This is a genomic window from Brevibacterium salitolerans (genome assembly GCF_039531405.1).
Classification (GTDB): Bacteria; Actinomycetota; Actinomycetes; order Actinomycetales; family Brevibacteriaceae; genus Brevibacterium; species Brevibacterium salitolerans.
The window spans coordinates 94,456-112,747 of sequence record NZ_BAAAPZ010000005.1; the positions used below are offsets into that span (position 1 = coordinate 94,456).

At 69.6% G+C, this 18,292-nt stretch carries 13 protein-coding genes; 7 read left to right on the top strand and 6 right to left on the bottom strand.

The features are described from left to right. Positions 1–3 precede the first annotated feature (3 nt). Both ABD240_RS07960 and tgt read left to right on the top strand, forming a co-directional pair. Positions 4–1,581, top strand: a complete 1,578-nt coding sequence (locus ABD240_RS07960) for an FAD-binding oxidoreductase (protein ID WP_344336796.1) — start codon at positions 4–6, stop codon at positions 1,579–1,581. Then, positions 1,578–2,825: a tRNA guanosine(34) transglycosylase Tgt gene (gene tgt / locus ABD240_RS07965; protein WP_344336798.1), complete on the top strand. Its 1,248-nt coding sequence runs from the start codon at positions 1,578–1,580 to the stop codon at positions 2,823–2,825. Before ABD240_RS07960 ends, tgt begins: the two co-directional genes overlap by 4 nt. A gap of 252 nt (positions 2,826–3,077) precedes the next feature. Here tgt and ABD240_RS07970 read toward each other — a convergent pair whose 3' ends face one another. Then, positions 3,078–4,412, bottom strand: coding sequence for a hypothetical protein (locus ABD240_RS07970; RefSeq protein ID WP_344336800.1), 1,335 nt, complete (start codon positions 4,410–4,412; stop codon positions 3,078–3,080). Positions 4,413–4,823: 411 nt separating this feature from the next. After that, on the bottom strand, positions 4,824–5,885 hold the full coding sequence (locus ABD240_RS07975; protein WP_291793632.1) for an NYN domain-containing protein: 1,062 nt from the start codon (positions 5,883–5,885) through the stop codon (positions 4,824–4,826). A gap of 352 nt (positions 5,886–6,237) precedes the next feature. Here ABD240_RS07975 and ABD240_RS07980 point away from each other — a divergent pair, with 352 nt between their 5' ends. Next, on the top strand, positions 6,238–7,017 hold the full coding sequence (locus ABD240_RS07980; RefSeq protein WP_291793623.1) for a cyclase family protein: 780 nt from the start codon (positions 6,238–6,240) through the stop codon (positions 7,015–7,017). 38 nt (positions 7,018–7,055) lie between these two features. Continuing rightward, positions 7,056–7,463: a carboxymuconolactone decarboxylase family protein gene (locus ABD240_RS07985; protein ID WP_291793619.1), complete on the top strand. Its 408-nt coding sequence runs from the start codon at positions 7,056–7,058 to the stop codon at positions 7,461–7,463. 136 nt (positions 7,464–7,599) lie between these two features. On the opposite strand, the gene ABD240_RS07990 is transcribed toward ABD240_RS07985, so the two are convergent. Next, a complete protein-coding gene (locus ABD240_RS07990) occupies positions 7,600–8,196 on the bottom strand; it encodes a hypothetical protein (protein WP_344336804.1) in 597 nt (198 codons plus the stop codon). Between the two features lie 1,486 nt (positions 8,197–9,682). Between ABD240_RS07990 and ABD240_RS07995 the strand changes: the two genes are divergently transcribed. Together ABD240_RS07995 and ABD240_RS08000 are read left to right on the top strand one after the other, a co-directional pair. Then, complete coding sequence (locus ABD240_RS07995; RefSeq protein WP_291793612.1) at positions 9,683–10,141, top strand: cupin domain-containing protein; 459 nt, start codon at positions 9,683–9,685, stop codon at positions 10,139–10,141. Positions 10,142–10,235: 94 nt separating this feature from the next. Further along, positions 10,236–10,472 (top strand): amphi-Trp domain-containing protein, encoded by a 237-nt coding sequence (locus tag ABD240_RS08000; protein WP_291793610.1) that lies wholly within the window; start codon positions 10,236–10,238, stop codon positions 10,470–10,472. A 319-nt stretch (positions 10,473–10,791) separates the two neighbouring features. On the opposite strand, the gene ABD240_RS08005 is transcribed toward ABD240_RS08000, so the two are convergent. Both ABD240_RS08005 and ABD240_RS08010 read right to left on the bottom strand, forming a co-directional pair. Further along, positions 10,792–11,469, bottom strand: coding sequence for a queuosine precursor transporter (locus ABD240_RS08005; RefSeq protein WP_291793629.1), 678 nt, complete (start codon positions 11,467–11,469; stop codon positions 10,792–10,794). Positions 11,470–11,635: 166 nt separating this feature from the next. Next, entirely contained in the window at positions 11,636–14,845 is a 3,210-nt protein-coding gene (locus tag ABD240_RS08010; protein WP_344336806.1) for a M3 family metallopeptidase, read from the bottom strand. A 115-nt stretch (positions 14,846–14,960) separates the two neighbouring features. On the opposite strand from ABD240_RS08010, the gene ABD240_RS08015 reads away from it, so the two are divergent. Beyond that, entirely contained in the window at positions 14,961–16,202 is a 1,242-nt protein-coding gene (locus ABD240_RS08015) for an MFS transporter (protein ID WP_344336808.1), read from the top strand. A gap of 11 nt (positions 16,203–16,213) precedes the next feature. Here ABD240_RS08015 and ABD240_RS08020 read toward each other — a convergent pair whose 3' ends face one another. Further along, positions 16,214–18,013, bottom strand: a complete 1,800-nt coding sequence (locus tag ABD240_RS08020; RefSeq protein ID WP_344336810.1) for a multicopper oxidase family protein — start codon at positions 18,011–18,013, stop codon at positions 16,214–16,216. Positions 18,014–18,292: the final 279 nt, after the last annotated feature.

Genomic DNA, 18,292 nt, shown 5'->3' on the forward strand with positions numbered 1-18,292 from the left:
GCCATGACCTCCTCGACTGAGCAGACACCCGTGCCCGAGGCCCCCGCGGGGGCAGGGCAGGCGACCTCGCCGGCACAGCCCCTGGCCGGGCACGCGCAGCCCGCACCGGCCTCGGGCGGTGCCTCGGCCTCGGACCGTGCCGTGGCGCGAGGGGAGGGCCTCCTCCCGCCCGAGGCCACCCTCGACCTGACGCCGCTGGAGGCGGTACTCAGCGCAGGCGCCCTGGTGACGGACCCGGACGTCGTGCTCGCCCACTCGCAGGACCGCGCGATCTTCTCCCCGGTGGGCCGTGCACGCGGGCTGGTGCGCGCACGCAGCATCGAGGACGTGCAGGCCGTCATGCGCTTCGCGAGCGAGCACCGGGTGCCGGTCATCCCGCAGGGCACCCGGACGGGGCTCGCAGGCGCGGCGAATGCGACGGACGGTGCGCTCCTCCTGTCCCTGGCCGCGATGGATCAGGTGCTGGAGATCGACACGGTGGAGCAGACCGCCCGTGTCCAGCCCGGCGTCGTCAACCGGCAGCTGAAGAATGCACTGGCACCGCACGGCCTGGCCTACCCGCCGGATCCGGGCTCCGTGGACATCTCCTCGCTGGGCGGTAACGTCGCCACGAACGCCGGCGGGCTGTGCTGCGTGAAGTACGGCGTGACGAAGGACTACGTGCGTCAGCTGACGGTCGTGCTGGCGGACGGCTCGCTCACCACCCTGGGCCGGCCCACCGCGAAGGGCGTGGCCGGCTTCGACCTCGCGAGTCTGTTCGTGGGTTCGGAGGGATCGCTGGGCGTGGTCGTGGAGATCGTCTTCGACCTCATCCCCGCGATCCCGCCCCCGCTCACCGGCGTGGCGCTGTTCGACGACATCAAGCACGCGGGCTCCACCATCACGGAGTTCATGGCCTCCGGCGCCATGCCCTCGCTGCTGGAGATCATCGACGGTGTGACGATCGGCTTCCTCAACGACTACGGGGACTTCGGGCTGCCGGACGGTGCCGCGGCGATGATCCTGGTGCAGTCCAACGGCGACGGTTCGCTGGAGGCGGCCGCAGAGGAGCTGGCGGCCTTCCAGCGCGTCGCGGAGGCCCAGGGCGCCACGGAGGTGACGGTCTCCGACGACCCGGAGGACTCCGAGCTGTTCGTCGCGGCGCGGCGGGCCGTGGCTCCGGCGATGGAGAAGTTCGCGGCGACGCAGGGCGGCGGCGAGCTCATCGACGACGTGTGCGTGCCGCGCAAGGCGCTCACGGAGTTCTTCGCCCGGATGGAGCTGATCGCTGCCGAACACCAGGTCATCACCTCCGTCGCAGGCCACGCCGGCGACGGGAACATGCACCCGGCCGTGGTCTTCGACGCCCGTGACGAGGAGTCGACGCGCCGGGCGCACGCGGCGTTCGACGCCATCATGGAGGCGGGCCTGGAGCTGGGCGGCACCATCACCGGTGAGCACGGAGTGGGCGTGCTGAAGAACACGTGGCTGGCCCGGGAGCTCGACCCGGTGTCCCAGCGTCTGCACCTGGCGATCAAGCGCGAGCTCGACCCGCTGGGCATCCTCAGCCCGGGCAAGATGCTCGGAGAGCTGGGCGGATGAGCGGGGCCGTGAACGAACGCGCGCGGTTCGGGTTCTCCGAGGGCACACGCCTGGAGGCGGGCGGTCGCACCGGTGTGATCCGCACGCCGCACGGTGACATCCGCACGCCTGCGTTCATCCCGGTGGGCACCAAGGCGACGGTGAAGACCGTGACGCCGGAGCAGGTGGAGGAGCTGGGCGCGGACGCCGTGCTCGCCAACGCCTACCACCTGTACCTGCAGCCGGGCCCGGACATCGTGGACGAGGCCGGAGGCCTCGGCGCGTTCATGAACTGGCAGGGGCCCACCTTCACGGATTCCGGCGGCTTCCAGGTCATGAGCCTGGGCGTGGGATCCAAGAAGGTGCTCTCCACGGAGTTCGCCGGCACGAACCGGCCGGACATGCAGAAGGACCTGCAGCAGGAGGTCCGTGAGGAGCGTCTGGCGAACGTCGACGAGGACGGGGTGACGTTCCGCTCGCACATCGACGGTTCGCTGCACCGCTTCACCCCCGAGGTGTCGATGCAGGTCCAGCACCAGCTGGGCGCGGACATCATCTTCGCCTTCGACGAACTCACGATGCTCACGAACACGCGCCGCTATCAGGAGGAGTCGCTGGAGCGCACCCGCCTGTGGGCGCAGCGCTGCGTGGAGGAGCACGTCAGGCTCACACAGGAGCGCTCGCACCGGCCGTACCAGGCGCTCTTCGGAGTGCTGCAGGGTGCGCAGTACGAGGACCTGCGGCGCAAGGCGGCGCGGGATCTGGCGAGCATGGACTTCGACGGCTTCGGGATCGGCGGAGCGCTGGAGAAGGAGAACCTCGGCACCATCGTGGGCTGGGTGTGCGAGGAGCTGCCGGACGACAAGCCGCGGCACCTCCTGGGCATCAGCGAACCGGACGACTTCTTCGCCGCGATCCGCAGAGGCGCTGACACCTTCGACTGCGTCTCGCCGTCCCGGGTGGCCCGGAACGCGGCCGTGTACTCGCACGACGGGCGGTTCAACATCTCCGGCGCACGGTTCAAGCGGGACTGGAAGCCCATCGAGCCGGAGTGCGACTGCTACACGTGCAGCCACTACTCGCGCGCCTACCTCCACCACCTGTACAAGGCGAAGGAGCAGCTGTTCAACACGCTGTGCACGATCCACAACGAGCACTTCACGGTGGGGCTCGTGGCGCGGATCCGGCAGTCGATCGAGGACGGCAGGTTCGACGAACTCGAGGCCGAGGTCCTGGGCCGGTACTACTCCGGCGACAAGCCCTGAGCCGGGGCTCCGCGTGTGGCTCTGAGGTGGGACTCCGCCCTGTGCGCGGGCTCAGCTCTGAGGTGGGACTCCGCCCTGTGTGCGGGTCCACCGTGAGCGGACCTCCCTTCCTCTCGAGCTTCTCCACGTTACGTCTGCGTAGCGGCCGTGCAGGGCGGCCGCTACGCAGACGTAACTTCCGGGGGGAGGGAGGAGGGGCGCGCCGCGAGCGGGTGTGAGGCCGTTTCCGTGCCGCTCTGGCGCAGGCGGGCCCTACAGGAGGTGCTCTTCATCGACGGCGGTCATCAGCTCCTGGAGAGTGGCGAAGTCGATGACGGGCACACACCTGTCTGCAGCGTCCGAGTCGAAGTACCGGACACCCTCCACCACTATCGCGGTGAACCCCACGGGGAGCCCGGTCGCCTCAGCCAGCCACTGTGCCTTCCTTCTGGCGTTCCCAAACCAGCCCTCCACGTCTTCGTCGGAGACCTTCCCTGCAAGATTCCGCACCTTGGCGAACGGGTATACCGACTTGCACTCGAAGAGAAGCATGACACTACCGTCGAAGGCCACCGCGTCCATCTCTCCCGGGCAGGTGGACCTGCTCTCATGCAGCTGCTCGTGCAGAGGAGTCCGCTCAGTGTCGGTCTCCCAGAAACCCGACTTGTGAACAGTACCGGCGATGAGACCGGTCTCGCGGAGGAGTGATATCACTTTCTCCTCGAACGGTCTGGTGATGGCCTCGGTCCAGGCTCCGTGCTCCCCCAGCCATTTCAGGATGAAGGGAGAGAGCGAATCGAGGATGAGGTATGGCGAGGTGATGAAACCATCACTCACCTCGAGCACCGGGTTGGTGACGAGATCGACGTCGTCGGTGCGGTCCGTTCCTGCGAAGCACAGCTCACTACGCAGGTCGTCGGCATATATGTCGAGGGAGTCGGAAAGGTGGTCACCGAAGGTGCTCTGGATGTACAGGGTGTCCGGCAGATGACAGAGGATTGGGGCGTGTCCAGAGTCTCGTGTTGCGATTCTGTGAGACAGACTCTGCTCGCTGGCTCGATAGGCCATCAGCAGGCGAAGGAGTATTCCGCGCCAGAATTCGGAGATGTCGGGTCGCATCCTCAGTCTTGCGGCGAATTCCGTTACCAGCGGTGACGTATGGGAGGATCCGACACCGGAGATCGATGCGCGGGCGGCGAACGCCGTGGACTCATCGAAATGAGAGACGAGCTCCTCTGCGAACGGCGTTGACTGCAGGTCCTGCCCGGTTATCACCAGGTTGATGAAACGGTCGGGAGTGGACGAGGCCCAGAGCGGGGTGATCGATTCAGCTTGTTCCTCCTGCTCGGCCACGCAGGACACCACCAGCTGGGCAAGCTTGCGGATCGATCTCGACCTTCCCGAGGGGTGCTCCTGGGCGGCGATCAGTGCTCTCTTGAAGGCGGGCCGAAGACGGTCCTCGGGCTCGTCTGCATCGGTCATCGAAGAAGACCAGGCCGCCATGAGCACTTCCTTTGCGAACGTGTCATCGAGCTCTGGCGCTATCTCATGCGCAGGCAGCGGATCCGTATCGATAAGCTTGGCTATCTCGCCATGCAGGGCCTCCACTCGCCGGGGCAGTCTCGATATCCGTTCTCTCCAGCCCATCGGATTCCTTCTATATGCATGTGACCGAGGCTTGCGGCGCTGGTCCGGCAGGTATGACGTGGACTTTAGCACAAGGGCTCATGTGAGTGAGGATACGGGTTTCCACTAATCGGACTTCCTCCATCCGCCTTCATGTTGCTTCCAAGCTCTGATTCCCTAGACAGACCGTGATTCCCTATTACGGTTTCGCCGTATCACCCGGACCAGGCGCCGACGCCGGCATGGTATGAGAAGAGGAGCATACTTGTTCGAGTGGGGGATGTCTGAGTGATCGAATGAAAACAGAGGGCAGACGCTATGTATGCGGTCTGTGGAGCGGTCGGTACGCAGACGCCACTCGGCGGAATGAGAGCGTGGCGACGCCCGCATCGCTCAGCGCTCGCGGACGGCGGCCCAGAAGCTGTCGCGCAGATGCTTGCGGATGGCCTGGCTGTTGGTCTCCGTCTCACCGATCTGCGCGGCGCAGTCCTGCAGGAGCGCCCGGTCGATGTCCGGCTCCAGATAGGGGTAGTCCCGCAGGAGCTCCTCCAGCTGGATCTGCGTCGCCGAATTGAGCCAGCTCTCGGCGGTATTCACCGCGACCTCCTCGACGACGTCGAACAGCGTCTCGCAGTCCACGTCCTGCGACTCGGTGCTGGTGGAGTAGAGCGGTGTCGTGGCGCTGCGGGTGACATGAGGCCGCGCGGTTCCCGGCGAGGAGACCGAGGCGGGCGGAGCCGGGCGGGGTGGAGGACCGGGCTTGGGCACCGGCCTGCTCGGGGCCTCGGCGTCCTTGCCCTCCGCTGCATGAGTGTGGCCGGGCTCCGCGCCTTCGGTGTTCCTCGTGACGGAAGCTGCGGCGACGGTGGTGATCCCCTCCGCGCTCTCCTTGCTGCGGTGGGACATCGACGGCTCGAAGCAGCTGCGGATGAGTTCCGAGGGGATCGTGATGATGCGGTCGACCTGGAGAGCCAGATGCTCGGCCACGGAGGACAGACCCACTCGCCGGCCGGGATCCTCGAGGCCCACGAGCACCACCTTCATGCCCTGGTCCTGGGCGGCCTCGACGGCCTCGGCGATGTCGTCGTCCCCGCACAGCAGGTAGGCGACGCGCGCGGAGCGGTTCCGGGCCACCTCCACCATGTCCAGGCCCAGGCGGAGGTCCACGCCCTTCTGCGCGCCATTGATGCCGATGCGCCCCAGGCGGACCTTCACATCGTCGATCAGCGCGATCTTCTTGTGTTCGTCCGCCATCACGCCGTGGTGGGAGGCGTCGTACCAGTAGACGCGCAGCGGGGAGAGGCCCGCGTCCTCCTTGGTGCGTTCGACGATGCCGGCGATGAGCCGGCGCACATCCACCACCGTCGAGGACCGGAGCGAGGTGCCCGTGGTCTTGGTGGAGCCCACCGCCAGCAGGAATCCTGCGTCGATGAAGACTGCGCTCTGCTCTTGCATGCCGGGCACGTGCTCTCCTGATGTGGCGGGCGGGCTGGGATGTTCGCGGTCGTGTGCCCATCGTATGCAGGAAACCGCGGGCGCAGTTCACATGATCAGGGGATATGTGCGGATGCCGGGCTGGGCGAATCCCCGGGCGCATCGGCGAGGGAGGGCCGGAGGACGGAGGCGCGGCATACTCTGTGCGGGGGCGAAGCCGGGAGCGGGCGCGGTGGTCATGCGCCAGGATATGACTGATGAGGTCGGAGTGTGACGCAGGACACTCGCGGAATGCCGGCGGCTGGTAGCTTGCGAAGTGTTCCCAGCCTCCGCGATCAGAGGGGGCATCCGCCTCAAGCTCAGGGAGATATCCATGCCTGCCTCCGTCGACACCCTCATCGCCGCCCGTGATGCGGCGTTCGCCTCCTTCACGCAGGGCTTCCGTCTCGTTGACCTCTCTGCGGCGCTGGGGCCCGACTCCGTCATCTGGCCCGGAGCCCCGGCGCTCTCCTTCACGGACGCGGTGAGTCACGAGGGCGGCGGGTACCACGCACGTGTCGTGACGACGTTCGAGCACGCGGGCACACACTTCGATGCCCCGGAGCACTTCGTCCCCGGTGGTGCGGACACCGCCGGCATCGGCATCGACGAACTGGTGGTGCCCGCCGTGGTCATCGACATCCGGGACAAGGCGGCCGCGGACCCCAACGCCGTCGTGGAGGTGGACGACCTCGAGGCCTTCGAGGCGGCGCACGGTCCGATTCGGCCCGGCACCGCAGTGCTCATCGATTCCGGGTGGGCCGCCCGGAGCACGGACGCACTGGCATACACCGGTTCGGAGACGACGGAGGATCTGAGGTTCCCGGGCTTCGGACTCGATGCGGCGCGTGCGCTGGTGGAGAAGGGAGTGGTGGGGCTCGGCGTGGATACACTGGGCATCGATCCGGGCGACCGGCCCGACTTCCCGGTGCACCGGGAGGTGACCCACCCCGCGGGCCTGTGGCACCTCGAGAATCTCGTCAACGTCGATCGGCTTCCGGCCTCGGGCGCGGTGATCGCCGTGGGCGTGCCGCGGATCGTGGGCGGCACCGGCTTCCCCACACGGGTGTTCGCCTTCGTTCCCAAGGACTCAGGTTCCGTTTCCAGGGACTGAGGTCCCCACATACACCCCGCATGCGAAGGAGCAGTGCAATGGAGCAGTTCTCACCCACCCTCCCGCTTCTCTCCGATGAGGAGCTCGATCCCCGTGCCCGAGCGGTGTTCGACGACATCCGAGCGACGCGGAACACGGACTTCATCAACAACTTCTGGCGAGCGCTCGCGCACGATCCCGCCAATCTGGAGCGGACCTGGGGCGAGCTCAAGGAGATCATGGGCCCTGGCACTGCGCTGGATCCGCTGGTCAAGGAGCTCATCTACGTGGCGGTCTCGACCGTGAACAACTGCACCTACTGCGTCCGTTCGCACACCGCAGCCGCGCGCGGCAAGGGAGCGACGGACGAGCAGATCGCAGAGCTCCACGGGATCGTCGCCGCGGCGAACAAGACGAACCGACTGGCGATCGGCCTGCAGGTTCCCGTGGACGACGCCTTCCTCTGATCTGTCTGAGTGCGGAGGGCATCGCCCGAGCACGGAAGGCGACATCCGCTTTTCCTCCTGCGCACCCGCTGATTCTCAGTGAAAGGCGGGTGTCTGAACGGCGATGCGGGTGTCGTCTGTGAGTTCGAAGCTGCTCTCACGGCATGTACTCGGTGGTGTGCTCCGGCGCGTCCGTGATGAAGAGCCGTGTGGCGATGCAGTCGTCGCGGCCCCAACCGTCTGCGGCGCATTCGTCCAGGGCGGATTCGGCATCGGGGAAGGGGCTGCTGCGCACCACCACCCAGTAGCCGTCGTTGGCGTAGGTGGACCAGTCCCCGGACCACAGCAGTGCGGCATCCGGGTACCGGTCCTTGAACTCCTCGTACTTGTCGAGGATGAGTTGGAGGGTCTCGCCGTCCTGGGCCGCGTCGCCGCTGCTGGGGTTCTGCATGGAGCTCAGCTGGACCACCCACTGCCCGTCGAGGTCCGCCGAGTGCGCCTCCCACGCCTCGTCGCGCAGCTGCTTCAGCTCCGTGCCGTCCGGAGGCGGTGCGCCGCCGTCCTCACCGTGTTCCTGCGCTGAGTCGGGGCTGCTCGCGGCCTCGGGCTCCTCACCACCCAGCACTCCGAGCGCGCGCAGCCCGAGGCCCAGAGCCACCACCAGCAGGGCTGCCGCGACCGCGCCCGCGAGGAAGGGCCGCAGGCGGCGGGTACGCCGAGGTGCGGCTGCGGGTGGCGGGTCAGCGGTAGGCACAGGTGCGGTTGCGGGCGCAGGCGCAGGTGCGGTTGCGGGCGCAGGTGCGGCTGCGGGTGGAGGAACGGCGGCCGCCGTAGCTGACTCCGGCGGGAAGGCTGTCTCCGCCGGCTGTGGTGCGGCGGTGGTCGGGTCTGCCGCGAGGCGTACAGCCGCGTGCTCCGCGGAGGTGCTCTGTGCGGCGGTGAGCTGCGGTACGGGGTGCACCTCGTCCGCGACGTCCGGCAGGGCAGCCGCAGGCGCATGGGTATCTGGCTGCGAGGTGGGCTGCTGTTCGGGCGCGTCGTACACAGGGGACGGCGCGCAGGGGCGCACGATCGGCACTGTGAGAGTGGGAGGCCCGGAGGCTTCCGCGCTTCTCGGCGGCTGTGGTGGCTGGGGTGCGTGGGGGCCGGGTTCTGGCTCGGCTGCCAGTCTGCTCTCGGCCGCAGCCGCGGCCTCGGGCATGAGGCCAGGGTCTGGCTCGGTCGTTTCCGGCTCGGTCGATTCGGCTCTGTTCGTTTCCGGCCTGGCCGATTCGGCTTGAGGCTCCGATGCTGTCTCTGCTGTCTCTGCTGTGCTTCCTGCGTCCGGTGCCTCTGGTGCGTTTGCTGCGTCCGGTGCATCCTCATCCTCGGAGGATCTCTCCGTCGATGTGCCCGGCGGGGTCATGTCGCCGAGGACGGAGCCGGTCTCGGGGTCAGACTCCGCTACGGGGTCGGACTCCGCTACGGGGTCGGTTTCCGTCTCCTCGGGTTCGCTCGGTTCGGACTCGGGCTGTTCGGGCTCACCCTGCTCAGACCTGCCCGGCCTGGTGCCGTCGTTGGTCTCGGGCTCGTGCAGCGTGGACTCGCCCGGCTCGGGTCCGCTCGATTCGGGCTCGTGCTGCCTGGTCAGGCTGGTCAAGCCCGGTAGGGAGTCGCTTGGGTCGGACTCGCCCGGCTCGGTGTCGTCCTCGTGTTCGGCCTCGGGGCCGGGCTCTGCGGCTCTGTCGGATGTGCTCTCCGCTTCGTCAGTGAGGGCGGGTGCCTCGCCCGGGGAAGTCAGCGGATCATCCGGGTCTGCGGAAGGGAGGTCCGGCTCCGAGGGCGTCTCGAAGCGCGGCGGCTCAGTGGGCCGGGGCGGCACCTGCTCAGCGGGTCCGCCGGGAGTGGGATCCTGCGATTCCGGCTCGGTCGACTCGGGTTTCATCCAGCAATACTCACGGCTTCCAGGCGCGGCCGCAAACACCGGCGTGGCAGGTGGGAAGTCGGGGAGCGGACCTGAGAATCGGCTGTGTCCGTCGTTCCTCACTCGTGTAGCGGGCTGAGGATCGCGACCGGAATCTGCTCCGCCGGTGGCTTCGGGCTCGGACCGGTGCTGCGGCGCGTGTCCCACACACTCGAGAACTGCGCGCCTGGTGCTCTCTGCCGGCAGAACGTGGGATTCTGGGGGTGCATCATCCGCCTCGGCTCAGGAGCGAGGACCGTGAGTGATGGAAGTAGGGCACTGAACTGAGGAGAAGCGCATGGCAGACGATGCACAGGGGCTGGGATCTCGCCCCATCGACGTCCTCGCGGCCGCCCCAGCGCCGGACCCTCAGCGGAGGAACGGCCGTCCCTCCGTGAAGCGTCTCCTGCAGGGCGACGGGGCGAATCTCATCGCGTTCACCTTTGTTCCAGGACAGTCGCTGCCCGAACACACCGCGGCGCACCCCATCACTGTGCAGTGCCTCAGCGGGACGCTCACCTTCACATGCGAGGGGCAGACGACCGTCCTCACACCGGGGACGATCGTCCACTGCCGTGCGCATGTGGAGCATCGCGTGGACTGCCCAGCAGGCGAGGTGAAACCGGCGAGCGGGGCGGAAGCGACGGGCCGGGCGGCCGTGACAGGCCCGACGGACGCGGCGAGTGGAGCGGAGGCCGAGGCCGCGGCATCTGGGAGCGTTCTCCTGCTCACGATGCTCACTGGTGAGCGCCACTGAGCGGTCGCGTTCAGCGTTTCCATCTGCAACGCTGCCCGCGAGACCTGCCTGGCAGAGGGTTCCCGCAGAGCACAGAACGTGTTTGACTCGTGGCATGAGCGACGATCTGTATGAGCACGAGACCGAGACCGACCTCTCCCGTGAAGAGGCCGCTGCGAAGCTGCGCGCCCTCGCGGACTCTCTGGAGAAGCAGAACTCCGTGACCGTCCACCAGGGGGAGAAGGACGTGACGGTGAGTGTCCCCGCCCGGGTCTCCTACGAGTACGAGGTGGAGATCGAGGAGGCCGGCAGCGCTGAGATCGAGGTCTCCCTCAGCTGGAAGCGCGGCTGAGCAGCACGGCGCGCCCGCTCGCGTCTGATTCGGCCTCGCCGGCGGTCCGGACACTCCTTCCCGGCGAAGGGGAAGTGACTGCAGGGAAGCCGGATGCCCAGCCCGGATCCGCCTGTCCTACGGAGTAGGGTGTGCCACAGCACCCGCCCATGTCTCAGCCTGCGTCGCTCAGAGGCGGAATCCTCGACGCAGATTGAGACATGGGCGGGTGAGTGCGGGAGCCCGCAGCGGGAGCCCGCGGCGGGTGGGTGCGGGGAGCCCAGAGCGGAGGCCGCGGCGGGAGCCCGCTGGGAGGCCGGGAGGCCGGGAACGGGCCCGCTCAGTCCTCCCCGCCGGGCGCGTAGGAGACCTCGCGCTTCTTGAGCACGCGGATCACGGTGTACGTGACCGGCATGAGAATCACCTCGACCGCGACCTTGTAGACGAAGCCCACGATGATGTAGTTGATGAAGTCCGCACCGGGGATGACACCCGCGAACGCGACGATGCAGAAGATGAGGGTGTCCGCGAACTCGCCCACGCCGGTCGAGGTCATGAGGCGCACCCACAGGTGCTTCTCGCCCATGCGGCGCTTGACCCACACCAGCACGTAGGAGTTGAGCAGCTGGCCCACCACGTAACCGGCCAGCGAGGCGGCGACGATCCGCGGGTAGAAGCCCAGCACGGCCTCGAAGGCCTCCTGCGACTCGTAGCCGGGGCCGGGCGGCGAGACCATGACGAGGTAGAAGACGAGCACCGCCAGCGCCTGCATGGCGAAGCCCATGAACACGGCCCTGCGGGCCGCGCGGAAGCCGTAGACCTCGCTCAGCACATCGCCGAGGATGTAGGCGAGCGGGAAGAGGAACGCACCGCCGTCGGTGACGATCGAGAAGTCGCCCACGATGGGACCGAATCCGATCACCTTCGTCGCGGAGATGTTCGAGATGATGAAGACGCAGCAGAAGACTGCGAGGATGAGCGCGTAGTAGCGGCCCCGGGTGCTTGCGAAGGCCGTCATCGCGCCCGCGCCGGGCGCACCGTCCGTACCGGTCACGCCCGCACCGGCCGCACTGTCCGTGTTCTCCGCCGAGCCCGCTGCGTTCCCAGACACCGCCTGCGCGGTTGCCTGTGCGTGCGGACCCGGCTGCCCAGATGCGTGTGTGCCGGGTGCTCCCGCACCCGTGTCACTGCTGTTCGACATCGATTTCCTCTCCTTGTGTCACGCGGACCAGTTCCGCGTACGTGAGTGGGACCATGGCCTCGACGGTGCCGCCGCCGGCCCACAGCTGCGCGTACTCCCGCAGCGTCCGGTCCACGAAGGACCGCACGTGCGAGGGGTGTCCGGCGGGAGCGACGCCGCCCACCGCCTGGCCGGTGGCTGCGAGCACCTGCTCCGGGGTGGCCCGCTTGAGCCGCACCGCCCCGATCTGCTCGGCGGTGAACGCCGTGTCCACCCTGTGGCTGCCCGAGGTCATGATGAGGACGGGTTCCTCGCGCACGGGGAGTTCGTCCTCATCCTCGACGGTGTCCGCCGCACGTACTCCGGATGCGGCTGAACCGGCGCTCTGCTGCGCTGAGGCGGCTGCGGCAGGCGCGGAGCCTTCAACACCTGCGCCAGTGACCGCATCAGTGTCAGAGCCCGCACCGGTGCCCGTCCCGGACCCAGCGGCGTCGGCTGCGCCCGCGCCCGAGGCCGCCTCCGCTTCGTGCCGGCCGCTCGCACCCGGCGCCGCGGCCGTCTCCGTGCCCGTGCGGCTCTCGCCGTCCCGGGCAGCAGCTGAGTCGTGGCTCCCGTCACCGGCGAGACCCGACGGGGCATCGCCACCGGCCGAGCCGCCGCCGGCCGCACCGCCGACGCCACTGCCAGCCGCACCGCCACCGGCCGCACCGCCACTGCCTGCCGCCCCGCCACCAGCGGGCTGCGACTCACCGGACTCGGCCGCAGCGGCCTCCTGTGCCGCGTCCTCCTCGACGAGCGCCAGCGAGAGCGTCTCCACACGGCTCTGCGCGCGCCTCTCCGCGAGCACGTCCTCGTCGGGGAACTCCGCGATGAAGACGAGGCTGTTCGCGATGGCGCCCACGGGGACCCCGTGGAAGTCCGCGGCCGCCTGCGCGGTGGGGAGCGGCTCCGGATGCACCTGTACGCGGGTGCTGATGCCGGCCGCACGCAGGTCCCTCTCTAGCCGTGCGTGTTCGGGACACGCCGGGGGAGCGGGCCGCGCCGGTGCGAGGCCGCGGCGGCGCAGCAGCGGTTCCGTCCCGACCTCGCCGCCCAGGAACCGCTCCAGCGCCGCGAGCGGATCCCGGGAGTAGCCCGGCGCGAGGATCTCCTCGCGATACGCCCGGCCCAGCTCCGGGTCCAGGCCGCCGTGGTCCTCGAACAGCTCCGAGACCGCCGCCGCGTACTGCTCGGACCACAGGTACGAGTAGTAGCCGGCCGCGTAGCCGTTGGAGAAGATGTGTGCGAAGTAGGCGGAGCGGTACCGCGGGGGGACGAGCGGGTCGAACCCGGCGGCGCTGAGCACCTCCGCCTCGAAGGTGAGGACGTCCTCGACGACTTCACCGCCCTCCAGTGAGTGCCAGCTGAGGTCCAGCATGGCCGCCGCGAGGTACTCCAGGGTGGCGAAGCCCTGCCCGAACGTCTGCGAGTCCCGCAGCCGCTCCACCAGGTCCTGAGGCATCGGCTCCCCGGTCTGCCAGTGAACGGCGTAGCCGGGCAGCACCTGCGAGTGGAGCGCCCACATCTCGAACTGCTGGGAGGGGAATTCGACGTAGTCGCGGGGCACCGCCGTGCCGGCCTGCGAGGGGTAGGAGGAGTCCGCGAACAGGCCGTGCAGCACATGGCCGAACTCGTGGAACAGCGTGATCGTCTCGTCCGGCGTCAGCAGCGCGGGGCGTCCCGGTGCCGGCGGCGGGACGTTGAGCGTCAGCGTCGTCACGGGGTGCAGGCCGGTGAGGCGCGAGCTCGTCACCAGCTCGTCCATCCAGGCGCCGCCCCGCTTGCCGGGACGCGCGAACGGGTCGACGAGCACCAGCCCCAGGGTGCGCGAGCCCTCGAGCACCTCGTAGACGCGCACATCCGGATGCCAGCCGTGCAGATCCGTCCGCGCGGAGAAGGCGAGTCCGTAGAGGCGCTGCGCCGTGGCGAAGACGCCCTGGGTGAGGACCCGCTCGAATTCGAAGTGCGCGCTCGCCTCCGCCGCGTCCACCTCGAAGGTCTCGGCCCGGTAGCGCTCCCACAGGTGGAGGACGTCGTGGCGCTCCAGCGGCCGGTCCTCGTCCATGCCGAAGTAGTCGCGGACCCGGCGCGCCTCCCGCTCGAACTGCCGCAGCGCCGGCTCGAGCAGCTGGTGCAGCAGGGAGCCGGCGCTGTCGACGTCACCGGCCGTGGAATCGTCCACGGCGTACTGCGCATAGCTGTGGAAGCCCAGATGAGCGGCCTGTGCGGCGCGCAGTGCGGTGATGTCCGCGACGAGCGCGCGCGTGTCGTGCGGGCCGCCGGAGGAGCCCCTGCCCAGCGAGAGGTCCAGCAGCCGCCTTCGCGACTCCGGGTCCGTGAGAGCGGTGAGCGCGTCCTGCTGTGAGGTGTTGGTGAGGGGGAGCCGGAAGCGGGGTGCGGTCCCCTCGTCTCCGGTCAGGTCTCCTGCGGTTCCCGAGGCCGCCTCGTCCCCGGCAGTCTGCCGGGTCCGGTCGTCCTGGGGGGAGGACCCCGTGCCCGAGGCCGGTGCGGGAGCCGCTGCGGCCTCGGCTGCGGCGATCTGATCCTCGCTCAGCCCGGCGAGGGCTGCCGGATCGTCCGTGACGAAGGCGCGGGCGGCAGTCTCGCGGAGCAGGGTCTGGCCGAACTCCGTCTCCAGCCGGTCGAGCTCGCGGGAGATCTCCGCGACGGTCTCGCGCTCCTCCCGCGGCAGTCGCACGCCCGCCCGCACGTGCTGGGCGAGGGTGTGCTCGTGGAGCCGGCGGTCCTCCGGGATGAGATCGGCGGAGGAGACGGCGCTGAGCCTCTCGAAGAGCTGCTCGTCGAGCTCGATGCTCAGCCGCAGGGAGGTGAGCTGGGAGGAGATGTCCGCCACGGCCTCGGCGAGGCCTTCGTCCATGACGTTCGACTCGAGGACCCTCACGAGCGCGGCGAGCGCGCGGGCGGGCAGCTTCGCCCGCTCGAGCGGCAGGGTCACCCCGGTGAACGCGGGTTCGTCGGTGGAGGCGAGGATCGCGGAGACGGATTCGCGGACGCCGGCCACGGTGCGCGCGCAGGCCTCGCGGAGACCCTCCGGCGTGAGCGCGGCAAAGTCCGGCAGCGCGAGGTCCGGGGTGTGCGCGACGAACTCCCACGCGGCGTTCCCGTGCGCGTGCGGATTCCCCGCGGGGGTGTCCACTGTTGGCGGCTGTGTCACTGACGCTCCTTCAGCGATGCGTAACGTTCCGAGCGGCACGGCCTGCTGCCGAGGCGCTCGCATGCGGGAGGCGCGGGTGCTCCGCCGCGTCCCGCCGGGGTACTAGGGTAGTCGGGTGAGTGATTTCGAGGGCCATCGGCGAGGCGATCCGCTGACGCGGCGCATCGAGATCGGCCTCCTCATGGCGGGTCTCGCCACATTCACACTCCTCTACAGCACACAGGCGATTCTGCCGTACTTCTCCCGTGACTACGGCATCACGCCCTCCGCAGCGGCGCTCTCCGTGTCCGCCGCCACAGCGGGACTGGGCATCGGGCTGATCGTGGCCGTCCCGGTCTCGGAGCGGATCGGCCGTGTGCGCCTCATCCGGGCCTCGCTCACGGCGGCGGCGCTGGTGGCCTTCGCCGTGGCGTTCGTGCCCTCGTGGCCGCTGTTCCTCGCCGCCCGCTTCGTCATGGGCTTCGTGCTGGCCGGACTGCCCGCCACCGCGGCGGTCTACCTCAAGGAGGAGATCCATCGTGACTACGCGACGGCGGCCACCGGCGCCTACATCTTCGGCACCACACTGGGCGGGCTGCTGGGCCGGGTGGCCTCCGCGCTCACCATCCAGCTCGCGGAATCGTGGGGCTACGCCGGGACGGGCGTCCTCAGCGTCTCCCACCTCGCGATGGTCGTCGCCGCGCTGATCGGCCTGGTGTGCGCGGCGGCGTGCTGGGTGCTGCTGCCGGAGTCCCGCGGGTTCGTCCCGCAGCGCGACGACCTGGGGCAGCTGCTGCGGAAGTTCGGGCGGGCCTTCCGGGACCCTGTGCTGCTGTGCCTCTACCTCATCGGCGGCCTGGGCATGGGCACCTTCGTGGGCTCCTTCAACGTGCTGGGCTTCCGGCTGGAGGCCGCGCCTTATCTGCTCTCCGTGGGCGTGATCGGACTCATCTACTTCGTCTATCCGGTGGCCGGGACGGGCTCCGTCATCGCCGGCAGGCTGGCCGGGCGCTTCAGCCTCCGCAGCGTGATGCCCTATGCCCCGCTGGTGGCCCTGGCGGGCATCGCCGTCATGGCGCTGCCCCAGCTCGCCTGGATCGTCGTGGGCATCGCGGTGCTGAGCGTGGGCTTCTTCATGATGCACGCCCTGGCCAGCGCGTGGGTGGCGCAGCGGGCGTCCGTCTCCGTGGGGGTGCCCGCCCAGGCGATGAGCATGTACATGCTGTTCTACTATGCGGGCTCCTCCGTCAACGGGAATCTGGCGCCGCTGGCCTGGGAGCTGGACGGCTGGCGCGGCGTGAGCCTGCTGAGCGGTGCCCTCATGGCCGTGGCGTTCGCGCTGTCCCTCGTCCTGGCACGCAGCCGGCCGCTGCGGTAGGCGCACCCCGCTCAGTGGCCCCCGTGCCCGGCGGATCCCGCCTGCGCCGAGCCCGCTGCGGCGTCCACCGTGAACTGTCCCATCATGCCGTCGTCCTCGTGGAGCATCAGATGGCAGTGGTACATGTACGGGAGGGAGCCGTCGTCGTCCTCGTGGTGCGGCATGACGACCGCGATCCGCACCGCCTCCTGCGGCCGCAGGTAGACGGTGTCCTTCCAGCCAGCGAACTCCGGCGCGGGAGCCTGACCCGCCACGTCGAGGATCCGGAACTGCGCGTTGTGGACGTGGAAGTTGTGCGGCGCGGAGTCGAGGTTGGTGAGCAGCCAGACCTCGGGAGCGTGTGAGGACATCGCGGCATCGATGCGCTCCATGTCCATCGAGGCGCCGTTGATCTGTCGGCCCCGCAGATTGAAGCTGCGCTGCTGACCGCCGTCCACCGGCTCCGGGAGCTCTGCCAGGACCGCCGGCAGTCCCAGCGCGGAGATCGAGGCGGGCCCCGTGGTCGCAGTGCCGGCGGAGCCGTTCGCCGAGGTCGCGGCTGAGCTGCCGCCGCCGTGTCCCTCCGCCGTGCCCGCCGAGGCCGCGCCTTCCGCGCCCCGCCGGATGCGCAGGATCGTGAACTCGTCCGTGCCTCCCACGCCCTCGGGATCGGCGACGTTCCCCAGATCCGGGGAGCGGGAGACCAGGGCGACTCCGGCCTCGGGCACCTCGACGAGGACCTCTGCGCGCTCTGCAGGGGAGAGGGTGACCGAGGCGACCTCGACGGGCTCCGGCAGCAGCCCGCCGTCCGAGCCGATCACGGTGAGCGGATCGCCGGAGTCCAGCTGGAGGCCGTAGCTGCGCCCCAGCGAGCCGTTGAGGAGCCGGAGCCGCAGGACCGCGCGGTCCGTGGTGAGGACGGCGTCCGGAGCTCCGTTGGCCAGCACCGTCTCACCCAGCATTCCCACGTCGGAGCCGAAGTTGTGGCCCAGCAGCTCCCCGTCCTCCGTGACGCGGAGGTCCTGGATGATGACGGGGATGTCGTCCACGCCGTACTCGTGGGGCAGGGCGGTGCGAGCGGCAGGGAGGGCTGAGGGGGCCTCGGCGGCGGACGGAGCCGAGCCCTCCGGTGCGGTTCCCGGTGCGTGCTCGTCCGGATCCTCGAGGAGGATCATGCCGGCCAGGCCCCGCCGCACCTGGTCCGAGGTCTTCTCATGCGGGTGCGGGTGATACCAGAGCGTGGCCGAGGGCTGGTCGGGGGTGAACGCGATCGTCTGGCTGGCGCCGGGCTCCAGCGGATGATGCGGTCCGCCGTCCGCGTGTGCGGGCACGAGCAGACCGTGCCAGTGGAAGGTGGTGTCCTCGTCGGTGTCGTTGGTGAGGACGGCCTCGTAGGAGCGGCCGCGGGCCAGGCGGAGCGTGGGGCCCAGGTGCGCGCCGTTGTAGCCCCAGGTGTCCGAGGCCACTCCGGGGAGGAACTCGGTGGTGCCGGTCATGGCGGTGAGCTCGAAGCGTCCGTCCGCGTCCGGTTCCAGCAGGGGCGGGATGGGCAGGGCGCGGCCGTCCTCGGTGAGGCCGACCGGGGTCTCGCTCGCGCAGGCGGCGAGGACGGGCGTGAGGGCGGTGGCCGCCAGCAGGGCGGAGCCGGCGCGGAGGAGGCCTCTGCGGGAGAGGACGACGCTGCCGGTGTGGCGGGCGTGGGTGGTGGCGCCGGTGGCCTTGGTGGGAGCGGTGCCGTCGACGGGGCTGGTGGGGTCTGCGAGGCCGGAGAGGGCTGTGCCGCCGGAGCGAGCGGCAGGGCCGGGAACGGCGGCGGGGCCCAGGGAGGTCATGCCGCCCATTGTCTCGTGGGGTGCACCGAGTGTGGGGCGGTCCCGGAGGCCGAGACAGCGGCGCTCGCCGGCTGGAGGAGAAGCGGGGCTCGCCGGCTGGAGGAGAAGCGGGGAAGGGGCGTGGGATGCGGGAAGGGCCATACCGCACGGAAGGCCCATTGTCAGGTGATCACTTCGCCCAGCCACCGCCGGCTGGTTGGCTGGGCAAAGCGATCACACGAGATCGTAGCCGGGGTCCGGGGCCGGTTCGGTGCCCGAGGCCGGGCAGAGGTCCGGGTC